We start from the raw sequence: 23,217 nt of genomic DNA, 5'->3' as shown, positions 1-23,217 counted from the left end.
TAAATCAGCCTCATGAAACGCAATATTCTGATCCATCCCGACCCCCGCCTGAAGAAGGTCTGCGCGCCCGTGGCCGACCTCACGGACGAACTGCGCAAACTGGCTGACGACATGCTGGAAACCATGTATGACGCGCCCGGCATCGGCCTGGCCGCGCCGCAGATCGGGGTGCTGGATAGGCTGATCGTGATTGATTGCGTCAAGGAAGAGGGTGAAACACCGCGCCCTCTGATTATGTTCAATCCTGAGGTCATCGCATCTTCGGACGAAACCAACGTTTACGAGGAAGGGTGCCTGTCCATTCCCGATCAATATGCTGAAGTGACCCGCCCCAAAGTGGTCGATGTCACCTGGATAGATGAAAACGGCAAGCTTCACCGGGAAACATTTGACGGGCTCTGGGCCACTTGCGTGCAGCATGAGATCGACCATTTGAACGGCAAGCTGTTCATCGACTATCTCAAACCGCTGAAACGGCAGATGATCACCCGCAAGATGCAAAAGCTCAAACGCGAACGGGCGCGCGCATGACCGTCCGCACCTGCCTGCCATGGCCCGATAAGCGCCTGCGCACCAAAGCGGATGAGGTGACCGAAATCACCGATGAAATCCGCACCATCTGGGATGACATGATTGACACGATGGAGGCGATGCCGGGCGTTGGCCTTGCCGCGCCGCAGATCGGAGTGATGTTGCGTCTGGCCGTGGTCGATGGGTCAGCCGAACGCGGCAAGGCGGTGCGTCTGGCAAACCCTGAGATCCTGCACAGCTCGATTGAATTGCGTGAACATGAAGAGGCCAGCCCGAACCTGCCCGGCGTGTCGGCCAAGATCAAACGTCCGCGCGCGGTGACAGTGAAGTTCCTGAACGAACAAGGCATGGTGGACCGTCGCGATTTTGTCGGGATCGAAGCGACCAGCGTTCAGCATCAGATTGATCACCTGCACGGGCGGATGTTTTTCGACCGGCTCAGCAAGGTCAAACGCGACATGCTGCTTCGAAAAGCCAAAAAGCAGGGATAAAGATGCGCGTTGTTTTCATGGGAACTCCGGATTTCTCGGTGCCGATTCTGGATGCGCTGGTCGAGGCGGGGCACGACATCGCCGCCGTCTATTGCCAGCCACCACGCCCCGCGGGGCGGGGCAAGAAAGACCGCCCAACGCCGGTTCACGCTCGCGCCGACGCGCTGGGTCTGGACGTGCGTCATCCAACCTCGCTGAAATCGGCTGAAGAACAGGACAGGTTTGCCGCGCTGAACGCCGATTTGGCGGTGGTTGTAGCCTATGGTCTTATCCTGCCCCAGCCTGTTCTGGATGCGCCGACCCATGGTTGCCTGAACATTCACGCCAGTCTGTTGCCGCGCTGGCGCGGCGCGGCGCCGATCCATCGCGCGATCATGGCAGGCGATGCCCAGACAGGCATTTGCATCATGCAAATGGAGGCCGGGCTTGACACCGGTCCCGTTCTGCTGCGCCAGGCCACCGATATCGGGATCGAGGAAACCACCGCGGAACTGCATGACCGGCTTTCAGAGATGGGCGCGGCTCTGATTGTTGAGGCATTGGTAAAACTGCCGAGCCTGACGCCTGAACCGCAGCCCGAGATTGGTGTCACCTATGCCGCCAAAATCGACAAGTCCGAGGCGCGGATTGATTGGTCTTGCCCCTCCACCGAAGTCGACAGACACATCCGCGGTCTGTCGCCTTTTCCTGGCGCCTGGACCGAGATCGAAGGCAACCGGATAAAACTTCTCGCCTCACGTTTGGCCGAAGGGCAGGGCGCACCGGGTGAGGTTCTGAACGACGATCTGTACGTGGCATGCGGGCAGGGCGCCGTCGAGCTGCTGCGCTTGCAAAGGGCAGGCAAAGGCGCGCAGGATAGGGAAACGTTTCTGCGGGGCTGGTCAATCCCAATCGGCACCCGTCTGTCTTCGGAGTAAAGCCATATGTTCATGGTGATGATGGGCACTGTCGTGATTGCCGGGATCGTCGGATATCTGTCCGAAACAACCGGTTTTACTCACAACGGCTATTTGCAATCCATCATCATCTGTGTGGGCGGGGCGTTTCTGTTCTACTTCGTGCGCATCATGTTTGGTATCAGCTTTGGCCCTCCGGGTCTGGATGCGGTGATTTCGTCCGTTGGAGCGCTGATCATCGTGCCGACCCATTGGAGGAAATGACCTGCCCATCGTCGCCTTTATCATAATCCAAGCGGTGGTTGAATATCTGCTCTTCTGGCTAATCCCTACGACCATGCTGATCGGCATCATCGGGGGGATGATTGGCTGGATCCTGCTGGGGTTCCTAATACCCGACGGAGGTTGGCTGTCTGGCTTTATCGGGGCGGTCCTTGGCGCGTTGCTGGTGATCTGGGTTTGGCAGACCTACCTGCGCCGTTGACCCCTTGACCTCGGGCCATCTCTCCGGCCAGATCGCCTCGAAGCGATTATGGAGAACGTCGATGCAACACGATTTGAAGCCGGGTGATGTCGCTCTGATGGGCATTCCTCTGGATCTGCATTCTTCGTTCCTGCAAGGCCCTGCCTTCGCCCCCGGACGCATCCGCGAGGCGCTGCATTCCGGCGCGGCCAACCTGACGGCTGAGGATGGCACTGATCTGGGCGCAAGCGCCCGATTCCGGGATACCGGCGATCTGGATGTGTTCGAAATGCGCGGGCAGGAGCCAATAGACCGGATCGAGGCCGAAGCAACCAAGCGGATCGCGACCGGCGCGCGCCTGTTGTCGCTGGGCGGGGACCATTCCGTGGCCTTTCCGCTGATCAAGGCCCATGCGGATAGGTACGAAGGGCTGAATATCCTGCACATCGACAGCCACCCCGATCTGTACGACGAACAGGACATCGGTCCGCTGGGTCATGGCTGCCCCTTTGCCCGGGTGATGGAGAACTGCCCGGTCAAGCGGCTGGTACAGGTCGGCATCCGCACCATGAACGCTCATCAGCGCGAACAAGCCGACAAGTTTGGGGTCGAAGTGATCGACATGCGCAACTGGAGCCCCGACCAGCAGATATCCTTTGATGGCCCCGTCTACCTGTCACTGGATCTGGATGCTCTGGATCCTGCTTTTGCACCGGGCGTCTCGCACCACGAACCAGGCGGGCTGAGCACGCGCGAGGTCATAAACCTGATTCACCGCTTCGAAGGTCAACTGGTCGGGGCAGATATTGTCGAGCTCAACCCACATCGCGACCCCCATGGAATGACCGCAATGGTGGCCGCGAAATTCGTCAAGGAAATCGGCGCGCGCTTGCTAAGCAGCTAACTTATCGTTCGTCGCAGACCGTGGCCGAGCCAAGGGCCGGGGCACCCCTTGTGGTCATATCGAAACGGTTCGCCTCGGCGGCGGTCATCCAGTGCATACTATCGGCCGGGGCGGCGAAAAGAGTGTACCAGTAAAACTCCTCATCCACGCCGATATCTTTGAAATAGTCGAGATACCGGTCATGTTCGGGGCCATCCTCGGGCAATTCAGTCGCAACCAGCCCCGAACCGGCCCAGCTGTGCACACCGACACAAGCCCCGGACTGCAGCATGCGGCGGTTTCCGGCCAGAAACAGATCGGTGCCACCGCTGGCAACCAGACCATTTGACGGAACGACGGTATCAAACCCGGCCCTGCGCACTTCGCGGCTGAAAATGACATTGGCGTCATCATCCACCGATCCCTCGACATATTGCAGCACCAGGGTGCGTGCTTCGGGGTTTTCGGCGGTGATTTCCTCAAAGGCAGACAGCGTTGTTTCGTCAATCGTGCCCGAGGCGATGATCTGGTCGCCCTGGGCAACAAAGGTGACAGGAGTATAGTACGCACCGCATGAGGCAAGCAGAGCCAGACAGGCTGCAATCGATGTAAGTCTAAAGGACACGTTGGCCTCCGGGCTGTGCTTTCCCTAGAGGTATCAGCACGCCTCCGCTGCGTCCACCGATAGGCTCAGTTGCGTGGCGGGCGGCCTTTGTAAACAGGCAGTTGCCAGCCGAACACCAGTGACCCGGCCCGCAATGCCCAGCACACAAGGGCGCAGAGGCTCAACGCAAGTACGGGTTCCAAACCCAACCCAACAGCAAGAACCGTCGTCAATGCGCCCGCGAATGCGCAAGAGACATAAACCTGGCCCTGTTTCAGCACCAGCGGCACTTCGTTGCAGACCACATCGCGCATCAGCCCGCCCAGACACCCGGTTGTCACACCCATCAACACGACGATGACGCCGGACTGATCCAGCGACAGCGCGGCGCCGGTTCCGGCCGCAACGGCAACCGACAGCGCAAAGCTGTCCAGCCAGACCAGCCAGTTGTAACGGCTTTCCATCAGGTGCGCGGTAAAGAACACCAACACCGCCGCTGCGACGGCAATCAGGATGTAATCCGGTTGGCCGACCCAGAAGATCGGATGCCGGTCCAGCAAAAGATCGCGTACTGTGCCGCCACCCACGGCGGTCAGGCAGGCCATAAAGGCAAACCCCACCAGATCCAGCTGGGCGCGGCTGGCCACCAGTGCCCCGGTCAATGCGAAGATCAGAACCGACGCATAGTCCAGCAGGGTCAGCGCGGTCACGCCTGTGCCTTTTTCGGCTTGAACGGCGCCATGCCCGCGCGGGCCAGTTCATCGGCTTTTTCATTTTCGGGATGGCCTGCGTGCCCCTTGACCCATTCCCAGGTCACATCATGCCGGTCCTGTGCCACATCCAGACGTTGCCACAGATCGACATTCTTGACCGGCTTCTTGTTCGATGTTTTCCAGCCGTTCCGCTTCCAGCCGAATATCCAGCCGGTGACACCGTTCTTCACATAGGCGCTGTCAGTGACGATGGTGATCTTCGATGGCCGCTCCAGCGTCTCAAGCGCGCTGATGGCGGCCAGCAACTCCATCCGATTGTTGGTTGTCTCGACCTCGCCCCCCTTCAGCTCACGCTCTTTCAGAACGGTGTCTCCGTCCATTGCGCGCAGCAGCACGCCCCAGCCTCCGGGGCCGGGATTGCCGGAACAAGCTCCGTCTGTATAGGCAAACAAATCAGGCATGGGCGAACACCAGAATAAACCCGTCATACGAACCGGCCAGACCCTTGCCGATGCCATGGACCACGCGGTCAATTGTGAACCCGGCGTCGCGCAGGGCGTCCTTGATCTCGGCCTCTGTATAATAGGTGTAGTAACGATCCAGATCATCCCGGTGTTCACCGGTGCCCAGTTTCATACCCAGAAACAGCTGCCCATTGGGTTTCAGAGCCTTGTGGATCGCTTTCAGATGGCGCGAAAAATCTGCGCGCGGCGCGTGCAGCAGAGAAAAGCTGGCGTAGACACCGTCAAATTTGGCGACTTCCGTAACATCATCAAAAGTGCCCAGATGCGCGTCCACACCGTTTTCGCGGGCGTGCTCGACAAAGGCGGGCGTGGCGTCCAGCGCCCGAACTTTCAGCCCCTGACGCATCAGGAAGCTGCTGTCCGACCCCGGCCCGGACCCCAGATCAAGCACATAGCCGCCCGGGCTAACCGCATCGGCGAAAGCCTGACGGGCTTCAAGCTGTTCTGGGGGCAGGGGAATTCTCAGATATTCTGCCACCCTGTTGGTATAAGCGGTGATTGTACGTTTATCGGTCACAAGTACACTCCGACTGCAAGGCTGGCTATTACGACAGCGGTCAGAAGAACGCGTAACCGCATCCACCAGACCGGCGTCAGCCGCCAGTATGAAAACAGGGCGTCCAGCAGCAGCACGCCGGCGAACCCGTACATCAGATTGGTGCCCGCATTGACCGGCCCGCCGCCAGTCATGGCAAACGCCCACAGGGCAGGCAGAACGGATAGCAGATAACACAGCGCCGCTTTGCTGCCTGAAGTTTTGGTGGCAAAACCCCATAGAACACCGGACATGAAGCTCAGGATGACCGAGCCATAGAACAACTGCACATAAGGCCCCACAAAGCGCGGGCCAAAAGTCTGCGCACCCCAGGCGTTCAGATCGCCATTCAGATAAGTCAGTGCGCCCCAGATGAACGGGATCAGCCCCGCCAGCCCTAGATAGAGCGGTGCCTTAGGCACTCCGTTCACGCCGGTTGCCTCAACACGCGCGGGACTTTGAACTCGACATTTTCTATGGCGGTTTCGACGGGCTCGACGGTGACATCGTAATACGCACTGAAAGCGTTAACCACTTCGTTCACCAGAACTTCCGGGGCCGACGCGCCTGCCGTTACTGCCACGGTCGAAATACCTTCAAGAGCCCGCCAGTCGATCTCGGTGGCCCGTTGGACCAGCTGCGCATATTGACACCCCTCGCGCGAGGCGACCTCGACCAGACGGCGTGAGTTCGATGAATTTGGCGCGCCCACAACCAGCAGGGCATCCGCTTTCGGAGCCACGGCTTTCACCGCCTCCTGCCGGTTTGTGGTGGCGTAGCAGATATCTTCCTTGTGCGGTCCGACTATGGCAGGAAACCGGGCCTGAAGGGCTGCGATGATATCCTTGGTATCATCGACCGACAGGGTCGTTTGCGTCACAAAAGCCAGCTTTTGCGGGTCGCGTACCTGTACTGTGGCCACGTCCTCCACGGTTTCGACCAGCAGCACATCGCCTTCGGGCAACTGCCCCATGGTTCCAACGGTTTCGGGATGGCCCTTGTGGCCGATCATGATCATTTGCAGCCCTGCATCCGCATGGCGCTGTGCCTCGACATGCACTTTGGAGACCAGAGGGCAGGTGGCGTCCACATAGATCATCTCGCGCTGGGCAGCCTCGGCAGGTACCGATTTCGGCACGCCATGGGCGGAAAAGATCACGGGGCGGTCATCGGGGCATTCATGCAGCTCTTCGACGAAAACGGCCCCTTTGGCACGAAGGCTATCGACTACGAATTTGTTGTGCACAATCTCATGGCGCACATAGACAGGAGGCCCCCATTTTTGCAGGGCCATCTCAACAATCTTGATGGCGCGGTCCACACCGGCGCAGAACCCGCGTGGGGCGGCAAGGTAAAGTGTCAGTGGCGGCTTTTTCATTGGGCTGTCTCCTTAGGGCACAGGTAAGTCTTTTCCCGGCCTTGGTCCAGACAGGACATCGTCATTCCTCTGACACGAATCGTTGCTAGATAGATAGGTGTTTCAGCACCTGTATCTAGTTAAAGAAGCGCGGCCAGGACCAAGGTCCTGACCGCGCGCATTTCGTCCCATCATGAAAGGCGTTTGCCTGATCAGCTGTTGCTGGCTACAGCGACGCTGCGATGTTCCGTTGGCATTTCACGCGGCGGGCGACCGATGACATCGCGCAAATCTTCCAGCTCGATGAAATTGTCAGCCTGGCGACGCAGCTCGTCCGAGATCATCGGCGGCTGGCTACGGATGGTCGATACGACGGACACGCGCACGCCCTGACGCTGCAGACTGGCGATCAGCGGGCGGAAATCTCCATCGCCCGAAAACAGCACGATATGATCCACGCGCGGTGCAAGCTCCATGGCATCGACGGTGAGTTCGATATCCATGTTACCTTTGACTTTCCGACGCCCCATGCTGTCGGTGTATTCCTTGGCCGGTTTCGTAACCATGGTGAAGCCGTTGTAATGCAGCCAGTCAACCAATGGCCGGATCGGCGAATACTCGTCGTTTTCCAGCAGCGCTGTGTAGTAGAAAGCCCGAAGCAGCTTGCCGCGGCGCATGAATTCCTGCCGCAGAAGTTTGTAGTCAATGTCGAAACCGAGTGCTTTTGCCGCGGCGTAAAGATTCGAGCCGTCGATGAACAGCGCTAGCCGTTCGTCTTTATAAAACATAAATAGTCCCTTCCGGTATAATCCAGACCGCGCCGCGTTACGTGAGTGAGTGAGTGATAAAATGACGCGCTCTGGTAGGTCTATAATTAGAACTTCTGTCGATTATCGCAAGTATGCAATGGGTCGAATGTAGGGTATCACATGAGCAAATCTATGCCAAATGCTGTTGTTGCACTGGGCGCAAATCTCGATTTGAGAGGAAATGGTCCCGCGGTAACACTTCAACACGCGCTTGACGCACTATTGCGTCATGATGTGGTGATTCGCTCTGTCAGTCGTTTTTTTGCCACTCCGTGCTTCCCAGCCGGTGCTGGCCCGGACTACGTGAATGCTGCGGCGCTGATTGCAACCGAGAAATCTCCGTCCCAATTGTTGCAGGTGCTGCACGAGGTCGAACATGAGTTCGGGCGTGAACGGGTGCAGCGCTGGGGGATGCGAACCCTAGATCTGGACCTTGTCTGTTTCGGCGACCAGGTCCTGCCGGATCGCGCCATGTTTGATCGCTGGCTGACCCTACCATCCGAGGCGCAAAGGCAGGAAGCGCCGGATCAGTTGGTGTTGCCGCATCCACGTCTTCAGGATCGAGCCTTTGTGCTGGTGCCAATGGGCGATATCGTGCCAGACTGGCGCCACCCGGTTCTTGATCGCACGGTCTCCGAGATGATCTCGGCCCTTCCTGCGGAAGAGGTTGAGGCGGTCACAGCGCTGTGATCCGTGCAAATGCAGCATTTCCTGCTTGTCAAGGCGCGGATTCGCGCTTAGATAAACCCCTTCCTGACATGGATTCAGAAACGGAGAGCGCCCAATGGCCCGCGTGACGGTTGAAGATTGCGTAGACAAGGTTCCAAACCGGTTCGAGCTGGTGATGCTTGCCGCCCATAGGGCGCGCGAGATTTCCGCCGGTGCAGCGATTACCGTTGACCGCGACAACGACAAGAACCCTGTCGTGTCCTTGCGTGAGATCGCCGACGAAACCCAAAGCGCGGATGAACTGCGCGAGCGCCTGATCGAAGCCAACCAGACGCAAATCGAAGTTGATGAGCCTGAAGAAGATCAGATGGCGCTGCTGATGGGTGCCGAGACGGACAAACCCGCGATGGACGACATGTCCGAAGAGAAGCTCCTGCGCGCTCTGATGGAGGCTCAAGGGCAGGGGTAAGCTCTGAAGACGAAGGTGCGGACCGGATGATTTCTGCTGACGACCTGATTGCGCTGGTCCGCAACTACAATCCCAAGACGAATGCTGACCGCATCGCGCTGGCCTATGAGTTTGGCCAGCAGATGCATGAAGGGCAGTTCCGCCATTCCGGCGAGGCCTATTTCACCCACCCCGTTGCCGTAGCCGCCATTCTGACTGAACAGCGTCTGGATGATGCGACGATCATCACTGCGTTGCTTCACGACACGATTGAGGACACCAAGGCCAACTACGGTAAGGTGGCCGAGCTTTTCGGGGATGAGGTCGCCAAACTGGTCGATGGCGTCACCAAGCTGACCAACCTGCAACTGTCCAGCCGCGAAACCAAGCAAGCCGAGAACTTTCGCAAGCTGTTCATGGCCATGTCCAAGGACCTGCGGGTCATTCTGGTCAAGCTCGCCGACCGTCTGCACAACATGCGCACCATCAAGGCGATGCGCCCTGAAAAGCAGATCGTCAAAGCGCGCGAGACGATGGACATCTATGCACCACTTGCGGGCCGGATGGGTATGCAGTGGATGCGCGAGGAACTGGAAGACCTCGCGTTCCGCGTGCTGAACCCGGAAGGCCGCCAGTCGATTATCCGCCGTTTTATCACACTGCAACGGGAAACCGGCGACGTGATCCACCGCATCACCGGCGATATGCGGCACGAGTTAGAAAAGGCCGGTATCGATGCCGAGGTGTTTGGCCGCGCCAAGAAACCCTATTCGATCTGGCGCAAGATGCAGGAAAAGGATCAGGGCTTCTCGCGCCTGTCCGACATCTACGGTTTCCGCATCATTACGCAGACTGAAGAAGACTGCTATCGCACCCTGGGTGCCATCCACCAGCGCTGGCGCGCGGTGCCTGGGCGGTTCAAGGACTACATCAGCCAGCCGAAATCGAACGGCTACCGCTCAATCCATACAACGGTTTCAGGCCGCGACGGAAAACGGGTCGAGGTTCAGATTCGCACCCGCCAGATGCATGACGTGGCTGAAACCGGCGTTGCTGCGCACTGGTCCTATCGCGATGGTGTGCGCACCGAGAACCCGTTTGCCGTCGATCCGGCCAAATGGATTTCCAACCTGACCGAGCAGTTCGACAATGAGGAAGATCACGAAGACTTCCTCGAAGCCGTCAAGCTCGAGATGTATTCGGACCAGGTGTTCTGCTTCACGCCCAAAGGAGATGTGGTAAAGCTGCCACGCGGTGCGACACCGATCGATTTTGCCTATGCTATTCACACCCGGATCGGTCACGCTTGTGTCGGCGCCAAGGTCGATGGCATTCGCGTGCCATTGTGGACGCGGCTGAAAAACGGCCAGTCGGTGGATGTCATCACAGCAGATGGTCAGACACCACAGGTCACATGGTTGGAGATTGCCGTCACCGGCAAGGCCCGTACCGCCATCCGACGTGCTCTGCGCGAGGTTGACCGGGAACGCTTCATCAAACTGGGCAAGGAACTGGCGCGTTCGGGGTTCGAACATGTGGGTCGCAAGGCCACCGACAAGGCGCTCGACACCGCAGCCAAACACCTGCGTCTGAAAGACCGGCACGAACTGCTGGCCCGTCTGGGCAGTGCCGAACTAACCGCGCATGAGGTGGTTCAGGCCGTCTATCCCGAGCTGGCCAAAGACGAAGGCGACGCTATCCCGCTTCGGCGCGCGGTGATCGGTCTTGAGCCGGGTCAGAAATTCGACCGCGCCCCCTGCTGTCAACCGCTGCCGGGGGAGCGGATTATCGGCATCACCTACCGGGGCAAGGGCGTGGTCGTTCATGCCATTGATTGTGACAGGCTTGGTGAGTTCGAAAGCGAGCCCGAGCGCTGGGTCGATCTGCACTGGCATTCGGGCACACACCCGGCCGTTTATGGCGCGACGCTGGATCTGACCATTGGCAACGATGCCGGGGTTCTGGGGCGTATTTGCACATTGATTGGCGAGAAAAAGGCCAATATCTCGAACCTGGAATTTGTTGATCGCAAACCGGATTTCTACCGCCTTTTGATCAATGTCGAACTGCGCGACCTTGAACAGTTGCATTCGCTTATGCTGATGCTGGAGGCTGAAAGCGATGTTGCTGCGGTCGAACGGTATCGGGACCGGACCAAGACTTCGGTCGCGGCTGGCTGAGAAGGGGTGATCACGGGTGGTATTCAAGCGCCGAGACCGACGCTCTGCTGTCCAAGTTGCGTCGGATTTTGTCTATCCGCGTGGCGGATGGACCCGCGCTTTTCACTACGTGAAGCACCGTGTCCGGCGACTGCCCGACACGCCTGATCGAATAGCACGGGGAATTGGTGCGGGCGTCTTTGCGGCCTTTACTCCGTTTTACGGGCTGCACTTTCTGGTCGCGGCCATCGGCGCCAGGCTGATCAAGGGCAACCTTCTGGCCGCGCTCAGCGGCACGTTCTTCGGCAATCCTCTGACCTATGTCCCGATCGGGGTGATCTGCCTTCAGGCCGGGCATTTCCTGTTGGGCACCGAATACGAAGAAGGCGACACGCAGGGCCTGATGGGGAAGTTCGCCGACGCCATTGGGGATCTCAAGAATAATTTTCTGGCGTTGTTTACGGATCGCGTGGCCGACTGGCACGGGCTGGCGCAGTTCTACGATGACGTGTTCTACCCCTACATGATCGGTGGCATCATTCCCGGCATTGTGGCGGGTGTGATCTGCTATTACCTCAGCCTGCCGCTGATCCTGACTTACCAGCAACGCCGTCGTGCCAGGATCAAGGCGAAGTTCGACGAAATCAAACGTTTGGCCGAAGAATCGGCTGCCGTTTCTCCGGCAGAGCCACTAGGCTCGGGCCAAAGTACTCAAAAGGAATCGAGTGATGTCTGAGAACCATCTGCGTCTGGGTGTGAACATCGATCACGTGGCCACCGTGCGCAATGCCCGGGGAGGGGCGTATCCCGACCCGCTGCGCGCCGCCAAACTGGCGGAAGAGGCAGGTGCCGACGGCATCACGGCACATTTGCGCGAAGACCGCCGTCATATCTCGGACGCCGATATCGACGGGCTGATGGAAGTTCTGTCGGTCCCATTGAACTTTGAGATGGCCGCGACCGATGAGATGCAAAAAATCGCCCTGCGCCACAAACCGCACGCGGTCTGCATCGTGCCCGAAAAACGCGAGGAGCGCACCACCGAAGGCGGGCTCGAAGTCGCGCGTGAGGAAAACAAGCTGGCGCATTTCATCGCGCCGCTGCGCGATGTCGGCTGCCGTGTGTCGATTTTCATTGCGGCTGACCAGCGCCAGATCGAGGCCGCCCACCGCATCGGTGCAGAAGTGATCGAACTGCATACCGGTGCCTATTGCGACGCCCATGCAGAGGGCCGCATGGAAGATGCCGAACGTGAGCTTGAGTCTCTGCGCCAGATGTCCGCTTTCGCCCATTCGCTGGGGCTTGAGGTCCATGCGGGCCACGGTCTGACCTATGACACCGTCAAACCGGTTGCGGCCTTCCCCGAAGTGAAAGAGCTGAATATCGGTCACTTCCTGATCGGTGAGTCGATCTTTCTGGGTCTCACCCCTGCCATTCAGGAAATGCGCCGCCTGATGGACGAGGCGCGCGCGTGATCACCCCCGGCTTTGTCGCCATCTGGCTGGCCTGGCTGATGGCCGGCGGTTCTCCGGGGCCTGCCACGATGGGAATTGCCGGAACCGCCATGAACGAAGGCCGCCGCGCCGGTTTAATCTTCGCGCTGGGCATCTGTGCCGGGTCCGCCGCATGGGGCATTGCCGCAGCACTTGGCCTGTCTGCGGTCATGCTGGCCAATGTCTGGGTGTTCGAAGTGATCCGCTATGTCGGCGTTGCCTATCTGGGCTGGCTGGCCTTCAAGGCTCTGCGCCGCGCGATGACCTCGGACGAGGTCGCTTTGGGCAAACCGGTCACGGGCTCGCTGCCGACAATCTTCGCCAAAGGCGCGGCGATTCATCTGACCAACCCCAAGGCGATCCTTAGCTGGGGCTCGATCTATGCCATCGTCGCGCCCAATGATGCCAGCCTGTCGACGCTACTGGGCTATTTCGCTATGCTTTACGCGGGCTCATTGCTGATCTTCATCGGCTACGCCTTCCTGTTTTCATCCGAGAGAATGGTCTGCACCTACCGCCGCGCCCGCCGCTGGTTCGATTTCGCCTTTGCGGGGTTCTTTGGGGTGGCGAGTTACAAGATATTGACGGTGCGGTTGTCGTAAAAGAAACGGTAGCTTTCAGCGTGGAGATTTAAATCACCACTATGTTCAGGAAATGATTTAAGTATGACTGAGATCAGCCTTTCAAGGTACACGTTTTGGTTTTTCGTTTTCCGAATTCTGGTGCCGGTGATTACTTTTTTGATCCGTCTGCGTACGGGAATTGACGTGACCTTTCATGGGTTTCTGGTCACGATGCTTCCAGTGGTCTTGGCTTCCTTCATTGTTGGCCGCCGATTTAAACGCCAAAATCTAAGAGCGATCAATCGCAGCGAAGCGCGGCGTTTTGCATTTGCAGCAACGGCGAGAGTGTTCGTTGTTGATTTACTGGTAACTTTTGGTTTTCCGCTGGTGCTTGGGAGGCCAGAAATGGTGGAAGCATATATCTTCTTTTTCACCGGAGAATATGCTGGCTTTTTCATCAGCTTGGCGGTGATTGCACTTTCGGTCGCATTCATTCTCAATTGGTGGGCCGTCAGACTTGCTTCGCGTGTCTTTCGCGGAGCAAAGAACATTCAAGCTAAGGTGGCGTAAAATGATCCTCGGCATCGGCACAGACCTGGCAAATATCGACCGCATTCAGGGTACGCTCGACCGTTTCGGCGACCGGTTCCGCAACCGTGTCTTCACCGAGACAGAGCAGCGCAAGGCAGAACGTCGTGCCGATACCGCAGGCACCTATGCCAAACGCTGGGCCGCGAAGGAGGCCTGTTCCAAGGCGCTCGGCACCGGCCTGCGCATGGGCATTTCGTGGAAAGACATGGCGGTCACCAACCTCCGTACCGGTCAGCCTGTCATGCACGTCACCGGATGGGCCGCCGAACGCCTGAAGGAAATGACCCCCGAAGGGCACGAGGCGATCATTCACGTCACCCTGACCGATGATCACCCCTGGGCACAGGCCTTTGTGGTGATCGAGGCGCGTCCGCTTCAAGATCACGCCACGCAGCCTTGACTTGCCCTCATCCCCCCCGCATGTAGCAGCGAAGCCAAGCAAAGAACTGGAGAGAGCAGTATGGCCGAGGACGCCAAAACCGGAAATCCCGTCTGGGAGACGATCAAAACCATCGTCTACGCGCTGCTGATCGCAGGCGTGTTCCGCACCCTCTTCTTTCAGCCATTCTGGATTCCCTCAGGTTCGATGAAGCAGACGCTGCTGATCGGCGATTTCCTCTTCGTCAACAAGATGGCTTATGGCTATTCCTATGCGTCCTGCCCCAGCCTGATCATTCCCAGCGTTGGTCTGAATGTGGATGCCGAAGATATCTGCGGCTGGATGCAGAGCGAAGACAATACCCGCATCTGGGGTGGTGATCCAGAGCGCGGCGATGTCATTGTCTTTCGTCATCCGGTCACCGGGCGGGACTACATCAAGCGCCTGATCGGCCTGCCGGGCGACCGTATCCAGGTCCGCGACGGTCAGATCATCCTCAACGGGACACCGGTTCCTCAGCAACCCGATGGCGTATTTACCGAAGTGGCTGAACCGCAAGGGCCGCAACGCTTGCGCCCGCGCTGCGAAAACGGCCCCGTCGGCATTGGCGGTACCTGCGAAAAGTCGCGCCTGATCGAAACCCTGCCCAACGGTGTGTCTTATGACGTGCTGAACATCGGTAATCAGGGATCAGACAATACCGGCATCTATACCGTGCCCGAGGGTCACTATTTCTTCATGGGTGACAACCGCGACAATTCCAGCGACAGCCGCCTTCCGCAGTCTGCGGGCGGTGTGGGATATGTTCCTTACGAAAACCTGATCGGTCGCGCCGACCGGATCATGTTCTCGTCCGCTGGCCGGTCGATGCTGTTCTTCTGGACCTGGCGCGGTGATCGATTCTTCAAGGCGGTCAATTGAAGCTTTCGGCTGAAATAAGGGCGTTCCAGCAGCGTTTGGGGTACGAGTTCACCAACCCCGAGTTGTTGGTGCGCGCGTTGACCCATGGCTCGGTTTCATCGACCACCCGGCCCGACAACCAGCGGCTGGAGTTTCTGGGCGACCGCGTTCTGGGTCTTGTTATGGCCACGGCTCTGCTCGAGGCCGACAAAAAAGCATCCGAAGGCCAGTTAGCTCCGCGGTTCAATGCGCTGGTGCGCAAAGAGGCCTGTGCTGACGTGGCTCGCCAGATCGATCTGGGCGCGGTCCTGAAACTCGGCCGGTCAGAGATGCTGTCTGGCGGCCGGCGCAAACAAGCCCTGCTGGGTGATGCGATGGAGGCGGTGATCGCTGCCATCTACCGCGATGCCGGGTTCGAGGCTGCCCGCGATGTCATCCTGGCCCTTTGGGGCGACCGCATACACAAGGTTGAAGCTGATGCCCGCGACGCAAAAACCTCACTTCAGGAATGGGCGCAGGCACGCGGGCAAAAGCCGCCCTCATACGTCGAAGTCAAACGCAGCGGCCCCGACCACGCACCGATATTCACCATTGCGGCGCGGCTGCAGGACGGCACCGAGGCACAGGCCACCGCCGGATCTAAACGTCAGGCCGAACAGGCCGCGGCGAAGGCTTTGCTGGAACGGTTGAGTCCGGCCAGCTCGTCCTAGGGACATGAAGCTCAGACCAGCAGGAAAAGCAGACGCCGCCAGCCTTGCCGCTTTGTCGATTGAAGTCTGGGTCGGCACCTACTTGCGACATGGAGTGAGCTCTTTCTTCGCCGAGTTTGCTCTGTCCGAGTTCACAGCTGAACGGTTCGAAGCGATGCTCGAAGAAGGAAAGGACTTTCTGGTTGTCTCGGAAAACCGTGATGGCATCGACGGCTTTATTCGGTTGGCAGAAGGTCGCGATCCACCCATTGACGGGCTTTCCGATCTTGAAATCGTAACGTTTTACGTGCAGCCGCGCCATCACGGTAAGGGCATCGGTTCAGCTTTGCTGCAGGTGGCGATTGACTATTGCCGGGACAAAGGCCGAAACGAAATTTGGCTGACGACAAATTCCGAGAATACACCCGCAATTGATTTCTATCTGTCCAAAGGGTTCCGGCAGGTTGGCATCACGGATTTTCGCATCGAAGACCAAGCCTACCCGAACCATGTTCTGGCGTTGAACATGTCCGCGCCGGGCTAGGATCAGACCACCCGGATGAACCCGGCCAGCCCGGTTTTCTGGTGCTCGATCACGTGACAATGAAATGCCCAGTCGCCGGGATTGTCGGCCACCAGCGCGATATCAATGATCTCGTCCTTCAACAATAGCATGGTATCGGTCACCAAAGGCGGCAGGTTGCGCAGATTTGACTTTATCGGAACAAAGGCCAGCCCGTGCAGGTGGATCGGGTGCAGGTTCGGCGATTCATTTCGCAACCGCAGAACATAGCTCTTGCCCCGTTCCAGTACCGCCAGCGGTCCGGTACCCTGCGCGGCATCACCAGCCCAAGGCATGCGGTTGATTGACCAGAAACTATATCCCAACGAGCCGCAGAACCCGTCATTAGGAGCACCACCTTCCGGGGTCCAGCCGAAGACAAATTCGTGCACCTCGGCCTGATCCAGATAAGGGTGCGCCACCGGGTTTGGGCTCAATGGGCGCAGCTCTCGCAGATCACGCGTCATTGATTGTCCCGTGGCCCGCAATTGGACCATGGCACGGTGTTTTTGTCCGGGAAACTTGGCGATAAGCGCCGCGGATTGTCCTTCGCTGTCTGGCATTCGTACCGCAAAATCCACACGCTGACCGGGACCCAGCAACAGAGGCTCGGCCGCAGTGGGCATCGTCACGTCGATCTCAACCGGATGCCCGTCCCACGCTATGATCCGGGCATCAGCTCCTTCAAGGTGCAACTTATAGATACGGGTCGTGTCCGTATTGACCACGCGCAGACGTACCAGGCTGCCCGCTGTATGGTCATGCACTGCCTCGCTCTGCCAGTTGGCGGTCTGCACGTTGCCGAACGTGCCCGCCCGCGCAGCGCCACGGGCGGTATAAGCTGGCAGAAACGCATCATCCTCGTCCAGCCTGAAATCTCGCAGATTGATCACCTGTTCGCTGTCGAAGCCGGGATCTTCGGGTTCGGCAATCACCATCACACCGGTCAGTCCATGGGCCATCTGATCCATCGTCATGCAATGAGGATGATACCAATACGTGCCTGCATCCGGCGGTGTGAACTCATAAACAAAATTCGCTCCCTCGCCGATGGGCATCTGGGTCAGGTAGGGCACCCCGTCCATCTGGTTGGCGATCCGCAGTCCGTGCCAATGCATTGCGGTGTAATCGGGCAGTGTATTGCGCACCGTCAGCTGCATCGCTTCGCCCTGACGGCCGTACAGAACCGGCGGTGGCGCATTGGGTGACAGGCTGACCATTCCCGTGGTCAGCTGATCGCGCAACCGATAGCTGGCAGGTTGCAGCACCAGTTCCTGCGCCTTATCACCTGCTGCCAGAGATAACCCTCCCAATCCCACGGCACTCGCGGCGGCGCCGCTTCCAATAAGAAACTCGCGACGTTTCATGAGAACCTCACTGAATGGATTTGATGCCGGGCTGGGAATGGCTGGGCGTCTGCGTTTGTCTTGCCACCGTTTACGCAAAGCCGCAATGCGACAAATCCCTCTGGCCCGCCGGGCCTTTCTGCTATAGGGATGCGCACTTGCAAACAGGATCGCCAAACACATGACCACACGCGCCGGATTTATCGCCCTCATCGGAGAACCCAATGCGGGCAAGTCTACCTTGCTGAACCGCATGGTTGGGGCCAAGGTCTCGATCGTGACGCATAAGGTGCAGACCACCCGCGCGCGTATCCGCGGCGTGGCGATGGAAGGCGACGCGCAACTGGTCTTTGTCGACACGCCCGGCCTGTTCAAACCGCGCCGTCGGTTGGATCGTGCCATGGTTGCCGCTGCATGGGGCGGCGCTGCCGATGCGGACGTCGTTGTCCTGATGGTTGAAGCGCATCGCGGTATCACCGAAGGGGTAGAGCGCATCCTCGAAGGTCTGGAAGAGATCGGGCAGGGCCGTACCATCGCGCTGGCCATCAACAAGATCGACAAGGTGCCGTCCGAGAAGCTGCTGGCGCTGACCAGTGACCTGAATGCGCGCTACCCGTTTATCGAAACATTCATGATTTCCGCTGAAAAGGGTCACGGCGTCGACGACCTTCGCAAATGGCTGGCCTCGGAACTGCCCGAAGGCCCGTGGCTCTATCCTGAAGACCAGATCGCCGATCTGCCCTTGCGCATGATCGCCGCGGAAATGACGCGCGAGAAACTGACGCTGCGCCTGCATCAGGAACTGCCCTATCAACTGACCGTCGAGACCGAGAACTGGGAAGAACGCAAGGATGGCTCCGCCAAGATCGATCAGGTCATCTATGTCATGCGCGACGGTCACAAGGGCATCGTACTGGGCAAGAAGGGCGAGACCATCAAGGCCGTCAGTCAGGCTGCGCGGGCGGAGTTGGAAGAGTTCCTCGACCGCAAGATTCACTTGTTTCTGCAAGTAAAAGTCCGACCCAATTGGCTGGAGGAATCCGAGCGTTATTCGGAAATGGGGCTGGATTTCAAAGACGGTAACGCATGACTCGCTTGACAGCTGATTTCTGGGTCCACGCCTATTTGGCGCGGCTACGGTTTCAGGACATACCGGCCTATGTCGTGGCCCATGGCGACGACACTGCTGGCGCAGTTTTGGTTAAGCTGAACACGCTGGACGGGCAGGCCGTTGCGTTCCAACGCAGCTTTGATCTGATGAGCGGCGAACGCAAATGGGTTGAACTCTCCAGCGGTGCAGATGCCGATGTTGACGCCGCTATCACGCGCCAACGCGGCTTTGATCCCGACCTCTGGGTGATCGAGGTTGAGGACCGTCAGGGCAGGCATCTTTTGGGCGAGGAAGGTTTGGACTGACCTGGAAGCTCACAACCGGGTCAGAAGGTGGTTTTGGGCCTTTCTTCAGACATTTGGGATTGTATGGTTAAGAAATGATTGATTTGAGCAACGAAAACCCCCTGCGGGCAAGTCAGAACTACAAGATATACAACCACCCGCAGATTGATGGGGCGTTGTTGAAGGTTCGCACCGACAAGCCCAAAAACAGACTGTTCCGGCGCTATGCGGAATACCGCTATGGGAACCTGCGGCAATGGGCGCGTGAGGCCAATGAGTATTTGGCTGCGCTCAGCCGTGGCTGCCCGGAAATCTGGCGTCTGGCGGGGTTTCTGGGCTATGCGGTGACTTCGGAAGGACCGGCGATCGCCGTCGAGAAGATGACCGGCCCTGATGGCGATTTGGCCTCCAACTTCGCTCAGGAACTCCGGCAGGCCCCCGAAGGCAGCCCCGAACGTGCGAAGCTACTGCAAGAGATGGACGAACTGCTGACTGATCTTGAACGTGGTCGGATCATTGTCGGAGACATCAGTCACGAGAACATCGTGCGCGCGCAGGAACGGGGCGGCAAACTGGTCGTCATCGATGGCTTGGGAGAGCGCGTGCTACTGCCCCTGACCCTTATCAGCGACTACGCCTTTCGTGTTCAGTCAGCTCGGCGCCGCAAACGCCTGCTGCGGTAGGTGTCGCAACCCGCCTAACCATCTTGGTCTTGCCGCGCAAAGCGGCTAATCTTGGCGCGCGCCGTTTCGACGGCCGCCGGGGCGGTTCATCTTGCCTGGCAAGCGGACATGAAGGAGGTTGTTCCTTGTCTCAATCAAGTGCTCAGAAGTTCAAGCGCACAAATTTGGGCCGCTGGATGGAACGGTTCGAAGGCTTCATGGTCTTCGTCGGCGTTGTCGGACCATTTGCCACCTTACCGCAACTGATCAAGCTCTACTTTACCCATTCCCAGCATGCCACGGGCCAGTCCCTGCTGTCCTGGTCGCTTTATGCGGCGCTTTCGCTACTATGGTTCGTCTACGGCCTTACGGTCCGAAAGATGCCGATCTATGTGGGCAACGGTATCTCGATGGTACTGAACCTGCTGATGGTTATCGGCATTCTGATCCATGCTGGTGTGACATTCTGAAGTCGCGCGGCCCTGGCATTCTATTCACCACCGCGGCCGCAAGTTACTTACTGCGTCATCAGTCCGCGTCACCAAAATAGACAAAGCTCATCTTGTTTCCGTCAGGGTCGCGTGCATAAGCGCCAAAGAAGTTCGGACCGTATTGGGGACGATCACCCGGATCGCCTTCGTTTGTTCCGCCATTTGCAAGTGCGGCTGCGTGTGCATCTCGAACTTCTGCTTCGCTTTGGCACTGCAGGCCAACCATGTTTCCGTTTCCGATCGTCGCAACTTCTTTATCGAACGGTGTCGCAACCCAAATGCACCCGCCGCCACGTAGCTCATAGCAGACGGCGTGCGGCATATACTCGGCGATGACTTTCCCGCCTATTTGAGGCACAACAGCGTCGTAAAAAGCGCGCGCTTTGGAAACATCGTTGGAACCGATCATGACATAGCTAAGAGACATTTTAAGAATCCCGTTTTTCAGAACATAAGGGGAACACTAGCGCCTGAACAAGATTCACGCAACGCGTTTATGGTTTCGTTTTTTGACGACACTTTACTTGTCCGAGCTCGGCAACTGACGGAGTTTCCAACAGTCTATGGGTCGGCTAGCCCGATGTTTCCCAACCTGAAAAAGCCTTAAAATATGCTACAGACCAATCTGGCGACGAGAGTGAACCTAATGTGGGTTGGCGAGAACGCGGCACACTGCTGGGTAATAGAATGAATGACTTTTATTCGGATCCCACAGTAGCTCCATAGATCACGCGCTGTTTTCTCGGCTCCACCCGTCTTCGTATTCACCCAACATTCTGGACAGTTGCAGCAGAGACGCAAAAAAGCGTGCGTAGACATCCCTCGATAACATGGGCTTGTTGTCATCCAGCACCTGCACAAGTTCGACGACGGCCGTGGCAAACGTCTCGTAGACCTGCATGTCTGCAGCCGTCGGATCAGGTGTCCAGATTTTGTGTTCGTCGTAATAAGCCACAGGTTGCGGTTCGTCGTCGATCATAGCGCGGTCCCTTCCGTTTGAAGCGCAGGTGGGGGTCGCGTGAACGCGGACAAGACAGGTGGCGCGAAGTCACAAAACTATGGCGACTTCGGGAAAAGAACTCAGGTTGAATGGAAGTTAAAAGAGGTTCTTCTCTTGCGTGCCAACCTCGCTTGGGATTTTCTGCGGTCTAACCCAAATTGATAAAGGGCCGAGTTTTGGACTGGCGCGATCACGGCATACTTCTGACCTCCCGCCGCCACGGAGAAACGGCGGCGATTATCGAGGTTTTTACCGAAGGCCACGGGCGTCATGCCGGTGTCGTACGTGGTGGAACAAGCCGCAAGATCGCGCCGGTCCTGCAACCCGGCGCGCAGTTGGATGTGCTGTGGCGGGCGCGGCTGGAAGAGCATATCGGCACGTTTCAGGTCGAACCTCTGCGGTCCCGTGCGGCAGCGGCGTTTTCAGGGCGGCTGGCCCTGTCCGGGCTAAACGCTGTCGTATCTCTCTTGTCCTATTGTCTGCCTGAACGGGAACCACACCCGGCGCTCTATACGCGGACCGAACAGTTGATGGACCTTTTGGGTCAGGATGAGATCTGGCCTTTGGCGTACCTGCGCTGGGAGCTCGCGTTGCTGGAAGAGCTTGGATTTGGCCTCGACCTGACCAACTGCGCCGTGACCGGCGTGACCGATGGGTTGACCTACGTATCACCCAAGACAGGCCGCGCCGTCAGTGAGAAGGGGGCCGGGGAATGGGCGGGCAAGCTGTTGCCACTGCCACCCTGCCTGCGCGGGGAAGGTGCTGCGCCCGATGCCGAGATCGCAGAGGCCCTGCGCACGACCGGGTATTTTCTTGAACACCGTGTCGCCCCTTCGCTGGGGCATAATCCGCTGCCCGAGACACGGGCGCGGTTTGTGGATCAGGTCACTCGGCGGCTGTGAACACCATCTCGTGCCCGTCCTCATTTCTCAGGATCAGCACATCGCCTGACACTTCGGATTGCGTCATGGCCATGAGGGCGGCGAAATAGAAGCCTTCCGCCTCAAGCCCCGCGCAGGCCGCGCGCGTCGCTTTGAGTTCCTGAACCTCAAACCATGGGTATGGCGCGTTCAGCGTGCCACTATAGCTGTTGCAGGGGGCGTTTCCGGCGATCTTGCCCTCTTCGGGAAACCGCAGCAGGGCGCTGGCCTCAAAGGGCTGCCCGTCGATCTCCTGCAGCACCCAAGTCCGGTCCGCCGCACCATAGGCGGCGACAGTTTCGTCCTTGTCGCATTGGAACAGGGCCAGCAGGGTCAGGGTCAAGATCAGGCGGATCATTTCAGGGTCTTATCGCATCAAGGTTGTCGGTGGAACCGGCTTCAATAGGGCAGAGACCCATTCAACAGTTGCGCGCGCACTTCCTGCCGGGGTTTCCAATTGTAGCGCGTATCCTCTCGCACCGGTGCCCAGTATAATGCGCCACTGTTGCGCCAGGGGTCCAGGATGATGCCGTCGTACATCGACTCCCCTTTGGCGCTGATCGACGCCGAATGGTGGATGATGCGGAACGGTGTCGGCGGAGACGTGGTCCAGTGCAGATCAAGCGTTCGGAAATTTTCCTGCCGCAGGCGTTTGGTCATGGCTTCGGCCCAGTCATTGCACAACCCTTTTTCGCGGAAACCGTTGATGACCTTGGCGTTGTGGACGATGGCCGGGTCGGTGACGTTCCAATCCCGCGCCAACTGCTGCGAATAGGTATAGGCGATGGTGGCCGCCCTCTGAGCCTCGGTCGGATCGACATCCGGCCCGAGCATTCGGATCGACTGGGCAAGCGCTTCGACATCGCTCTGATCGGCCGTTGGCGCGGAGGTGGTGCAGCCCGCAATAAAGAGCGCCGCCAGAGTGGCACAAAGGGCGAAAAGTGATCGGGTCATGCGGTGTACCAAATGCTGATCGAGTTTGTCAGGTCCAGCTGACGCTGTAACGGCGAAAGGGCCGGGATCAAAGGGGGAAGTTTGGACACATGCTAGTCACACGGGTCGTTGTCGGGGCGGTGAGGGGCGTCGATGCGGCCTGTACAAAACGAAAGGTTCTAAGGGCAGGGCGCGTACAAACCCCACTTTT

Annotated in this window: 34 protein-coding genes; 22 read left to right on the top strand and 12 right to left on the bottom strand. The window is 58.5% G+C overall.

The window, feature by feature from the left end:
* The first annotated feature begins 12 nt into the window (after positions 1–12).
* The 6 genes from def (ACR0K5_RS09980) (at position 13) to speB (ending at position 3,285) form a co-directional block, all read left to right on the top strand.
* Complete coding sequence (gene def, locus ACR0K5_RS09980) at positions 13–531, top strand: peptide deformylase (RefSeq protein WP_480629555.1); 519 nt, start codon at positions 13–15, stop codon at positions 529–531.
* On the top strand, positions 528–1,022 hold the full coding sequence (gene def / locus ACR0K5_RS09975; RefSeq protein WP_480629554.1) for a peptide deformylase: 495 nt from the start codon (positions 528–530) through the stop codon (positions 1,020–1,022). The genes def (ACR0K5_RS09980) and def (ACR0K5_RS09975) overlap by 4 nt, the downstream gene beginning before the upstream one ends.
* A gap of 2 nt (positions 1,023–1,024) precedes the next feature.
* Positions 1,025–1,939: a methionyl-tRNA formyltransferase gene (gene fmt / locus ACR0K5_RS09970; RefSeq protein ID WP_480629553.1), complete on the top strand. Its 915-nt coding sequence runs from the start codon at positions 1,025–1,027 to the stop codon at positions 1,937–1,939.
* A gap of 6 nt (positions 1,940–1,945) precedes the next feature.
* Positions 1,946–2,182 (top strand): hypothetical protein, encoded by a 237-nt coding sequence (locus ACR0K5_RS09965; protein ID WP_480629552.1) that lies wholly within the window; start codon positions 1,946–1,948, stop codon positions 2,180–2,182.
* A gap of 73 nt (positions 2,183–2,255) precedes the next feature.
* On the top strand, positions 2,256–2,402 hold the full coding sequence (locus tag ACR0K5_RS09960) for a GlsB/YeaQ/YmgE family stress response membrane protein (RefSeq protein WP_480629551.1): 147 nt from the start codon (positions 2,256–2,258) through the stop codon (positions 2,400–2,402).
* 61 nt (positions 2,403–2,463) lie between these two features.
* Entirely contained in the window at positions 2,464–3,285 is an 822-nt protein-coding gene (gene speB, locus ACR0K5_RS09955; RefSeq protein ID WP_480629550.1) for an agmatinase, read from the top strand.
* Between the two features lies 1 nt (position 3,286).
* Here the strand turns inward: speB and ACR0K5_RS09950 are convergent, their stop codons facing one another.
* The 7 genes from ACR0K5_RS09950 to ACR0K5_RS09920 form a co-directional block, all read right to left on the bottom strand.
* Positions 3,287–3,889 (bottom strand): COG3904 family protein, encoded by a 603-nt coding sequence (locus tag ACR0K5_RS09950; protein WP_480629549.1) that lies wholly within the window; start codon positions 3,887–3,889, stop codon positions 3,287–3,289.
* A gap of 65 nt (positions 3,890–3,954) precedes the next feature.
* Positions 3,955–4,578 carry a trimeric intracellular cation channel family protein gene (locus ACR0K5_RS09945; protein ID WP_480629548.1) on the bottom strand — a complete coding sequence of 208 codons (624 nt, stop codon included), beginning with the start codon at positions 4,576–4,578 and terminating at the stop codon, positions 3,955–3,957.
* Positions 4,575–5,042 (bottom strand): ribonuclease HI, encoded by a 468-nt coding sequence (rnhA, locus tag ACR0K5_RS09940; RefSeq protein ID WP_480629547.1) that lies wholly within the window; start codon positions 5,040–5,042, stop codon positions 4,575–4,577. The genes ACR0K5_RS09945 and rnhA overlap by 4 nt, the downstream gene beginning before the upstream one ends.
* Entirely contained in the window at positions 5,035–5,622 is a 588-nt protein-coding gene (locus ACR0K5_RS09935; protein WP_480629546.1) for a class I SAM-dependent methyltransferase, read from the bottom strand. The genes rnhA and ACR0K5_RS09935 overlap by 8 nt, the downstream gene beginning before the upstream one ends.
* Complete coding sequence (locus tag ACR0K5_RS09930; RefSeq protein ID WP_480629545.1) at positions 5,619–6,071, bottom strand: DUF3429 domain-containing protein; 453 nt, start codon at positions 6,069–6,071, stop codon at positions 5,619–5,621. Before ACR0K5_RS09930 ends, ACR0K5_RS09935 begins: the two co-directional genes overlap by 4 nt.
* On the bottom strand, positions 6,068–7,018 hold the full coding sequence (gene ispH / locus ACR0K5_RS09925; RefSeq protein WP_480629544.1) for a 4-hydroxy-3-methylbut-2-enyl diphosphate reductase: 951 nt from the start codon (positions 7,016–7,018) through the stop codon (positions 6,068–6,070). The genes ACR0K5_RS09930 and ispH overlap by 4 nt, the downstream gene beginning before the upstream one ends.
* A 191-nt stretch (positions 7,019–7,209) precedes the next feature.
* Complete coding sequence (locus tag ACR0K5_RS09920; RefSeq protein WP_117869875.1) at positions 7,210–7,785, bottom strand: LabA-like NYN domain-containing protein; 576 nt, start codon at positions 7,783–7,785, stop codon at positions 7,210–7,212.
* Between the two features lie 153 nt (positions 7,786–7,938).
* Here ACR0K5_RS09920 and folK point away from each other — a divergent pair, with 153 nt between their 5' ends.
* The 11 genes from folK (at position 7,939) to ACR0K5_RS09865 (ending at position 16,241) form a co-directional block, all read left to right on the top strand.
* The gene (gene folK, locus ACR0K5_RS09915) at positions 7,939–8,496 is read left to right on the top strand and encodes a 2-amino-4-hydroxy-6-hydroxymethyldihydropteridine diphosphokinase (protein WP_480629543.1); all 558 of its coding nucleotides are present in this window, start codon (positions 7,939–7,941) and stop codon (positions 8,494–8,496) included.
* Positions 8,497–8,590: 94 nt separating this feature from the next.
* Positions 8,591–8,944: a DNA-directed RNA polymerase subunit omega gene (gene rpoZ, locus ACR0K5_RS09910; protein WP_117869873.1), complete on the top strand. Its 354-nt coding sequence runs from the start codon at positions 8,591–8,593 to the stop codon at positions 8,942–8,944.
* A 26-nt stretch (positions 8,945–8,970) separates the two neighbouring features.
* The gene (locus ACR0K5_RS09905; RefSeq protein ID WP_480629542.1) at positions 8,971–11,103 is read left to right on the top strand and encodes a RelA/SpoT family protein; all 2,133 of its coding nucleotides are present in this window, start codon (positions 8,971–8,973) and stop codon (positions 11,101–11,103) included.
* A gap of 16 nt (positions 11,104–11,119) precedes the next feature.
* Positions 11,120–11,818, top strand: a complete 699-nt coding sequence (locus ACR0K5_RS09900) for a DUF2062 domain-containing protein (RefSeq protein ID WP_480629541.1) — start codon at positions 11,120–11,122, stop codon at positions 11,816–11,818.
* Positions 11,811–12,557 carry a pyridoxine 5'-phosphate synthase gene (locus ACR0K5_RS09895; RefSeq protein ID WP_480629540.1) on the top strand — a complete coding sequence of 249 codons (747 nt, stop codon included), beginning with the start codon at positions 11,811–11,813 and terminating at the stop codon, positions 12,555–12,557. Before ACR0K5_RS09900 ends, ACR0K5_RS09895 begins: the two co-directional genes overlap by 8 nt.
* Positions 12,554–13,177, top strand: coding sequence for a LysE family translocator (locus tag ACR0K5_RS09890; protein WP_480629539.1), 624 nt, complete (start codon positions 12,554–12,556; stop codon positions 13,175–13,177). The genes ACR0K5_RS09895 and ACR0K5_RS09890 overlap by 4 nt, the downstream gene beginning before the upstream one ends.
* A 63-nt stretch (positions 13,178–13,240) precedes the next feature.
* Positions 13,241–13,708, top strand: coding sequence for an ABZJ_00895 family protein (locus tag ACR0K5_RS09885; RefSeq protein WP_480629538.1), 468 nt, complete (start codon positions 13,241–13,243; stop codon positions 13,706–13,708).
* A 1-nt stretch (position 13,709) separates the two neighbouring features.
* Positions 13,710–14,129, top strand: coding sequence for a holo-ACP synthase (gene acpS, locus ACR0K5_RS09880; RefSeq protein ID WP_480629537.1), 420 nt, complete (start codon positions 13,710–13,712; stop codon positions 14,127–14,129).
* A 60-nt stretch (positions 14,130–14,189) separates the two neighbouring features.
* Entirely contained in the window at positions 14,190–15,029 is an 840-nt protein-coding gene (lepB, locus tag ACR0K5_RS09875) for a signal peptidase I (RefSeq protein ID WP_480629536.1), read from the top strand.
* On the top strand, positions 15,026–15,718 hold the full coding sequence (rnc, locus tag ACR0K5_RS09870) for a ribonuclease III (RefSeq protein WP_480629535.1): 693 nt from the start codon (positions 15,026–15,028) through the stop codon (positions 15,716–15,718). The genes lepB and rnc overlap by 4 nt, the downstream gene beginning before the upstream one ends.
* A gap of 4 nt (positions 15,719–15,722) precedes the next feature.
* Positions 15,723–16,241: a GNAT family N-acetyltransferase gene (locus ACR0K5_RS09865; RefSeq protein ID WP_480629534.1), complete on the top strand. Its 519-nt coding sequence runs from the start codon at positions 15,723–15,725 to the stop codon at positions 16,239–16,241.
* A gap of 2 nt (positions 16,242–16,243) precedes the next feature.
* Here ACR0K5_RS09865 and ACR0K5_RS09860 read toward each other — a convergent pair whose 3' ends face one another.
* Positions 16,244–17,626: a multicopper oxidase family protein gene (locus tag ACR0K5_RS09860; protein WP_480629533.1), complete on the bottom strand. Its 1,383-nt coding sequence runs from the start codon at positions 17,624–17,626 to the stop codon at positions 16,244–16,246.
* Positions 17,627–17,786: 160 nt separating this feature from the next.
* Here ACR0K5_RS09860 and era point away from each other — a divergent pair, with 160 nt between their 5' ends.
* The 4 genes from era to ACR0K5_RS09840 all read left to right on the top strand — a co-directional run bounded on the left by era (position 17,787) and on the right by ACR0K5_RS09840 (position 20,132).
* On the top strand, positions 17,787–18,695 hold the full coding sequence (gene era, locus ACR0K5_RS09855) for a GTPase Era (RefSeq protein WP_480629532.1): 909 nt from the start codon (positions 17,787–17,789) through the stop codon (positions 18,693–18,695).
* Positions 18,692–19,021 carry a DUF1491 family protein gene (locus ACR0K5_RS09850; protein WP_480629531.1) on the top strand — a complete coding sequence of 110 codons (330 nt, stop codon included), beginning with the start codon at positions 18,692–18,694 and terminating at the stop codon, positions 19,019–19,021. Before era ends, ACR0K5_RS09850 begins: the two co-directional genes overlap by 4 nt.
* A 74-nt stretch (positions 19,022–19,095) precedes the next feature.
* Complete coding sequence (locus ACR0K5_RS09845; RefSeq protein WP_480629530.1) at positions 19,096–19,683, top strand: YrbL family protein; 588 nt, start codon at positions 19,096–19,098, stop codon at positions 19,681–19,683.
* Positions 19,684–19,808: 125 nt separating this feature from the next.
* Entirely contained in the window at positions 19,809–20,132 is a 324-nt protein-coding gene (locus ACR0K5_RS09840) for a SemiSWEET transporter (protein WP_480629529.1), read from the top strand.
* A 58-nt stretch (positions 20,133–20,190) separates the two neighbouring features.
* Here ACR0K5_RS09840 and ACR0K5_RS09835 read toward each other — a convergent pair whose 3' ends face one another.
* Positions 20,191–20,580: a VOC family protein gene (locus ACR0K5_RS09835; RefSeq protein WP_480629528.1), complete on the bottom strand. Its 390-nt coding sequence runs from the start codon at positions 20,578–20,580 to the stop codon at positions 20,191–20,193.
* Positions 20,581–20,880: 300 nt separating this feature from the next.
* Positions 20,881–21,132: a hypothetical protein gene (locus tag ACR0K5_RS09830; protein ID WP_480629527.1), complete on the bottom strand. Its 252-nt coding sequence runs from the start codon at positions 21,130–21,132 to the stop codon at positions 20,881–20,883.
* Positions 21,133–21,329: 197 nt separating this feature from the next.
* On the opposite strand from ACR0K5_RS09830, the gene recO reads away from it, so the two are divergent.
* Entirely contained in the window at positions 21,330–22,055 is a 726-nt protein-coding gene (gene recO, locus ACR0K5_RS09825; protein ID WP_480629526.1) for a DNA repair protein RecO, read from the top strand.
* Here the strand turns inward: recO and ACR0K5_RS09820 are convergent.
* Positions 22,039–22,431 (bottom strand): META domain-containing protein, encoded by a 393-nt coding sequence (locus ACR0K5_RS09820; RefSeq protein WP_480629525.1) that lies wholly within the window; start codon positions 22,429–22,431, stop codon positions 22,039–22,041. The two genes, recO and ACR0K5_RS09820, sit on opposite strands and share 17 nt — an antisense overlap.
* A gap of 41 nt (positions 22,432–22,472) precedes the next feature.
* Positions 22,473–23,027, bottom strand: a complete 555-nt coding sequence (locus ACR0K5_RS09815; RefSeq protein WP_480629524.1) for a hypothetical protein — start codon at positions 23,025–23,027, stop codon at positions 22,473–22,475.
* Between the last annotated feature and the right edge of the window lie 190 nt (positions 23,028–23,217).

This window comes from Ruegeria sp. AB9, assembly GCF_056542585.1.
The sequence above is the reverse complement of the archived record's forward strand: the minus strand, read 5'-3'. Positions and strand labels throughout refer to the sequence as shown.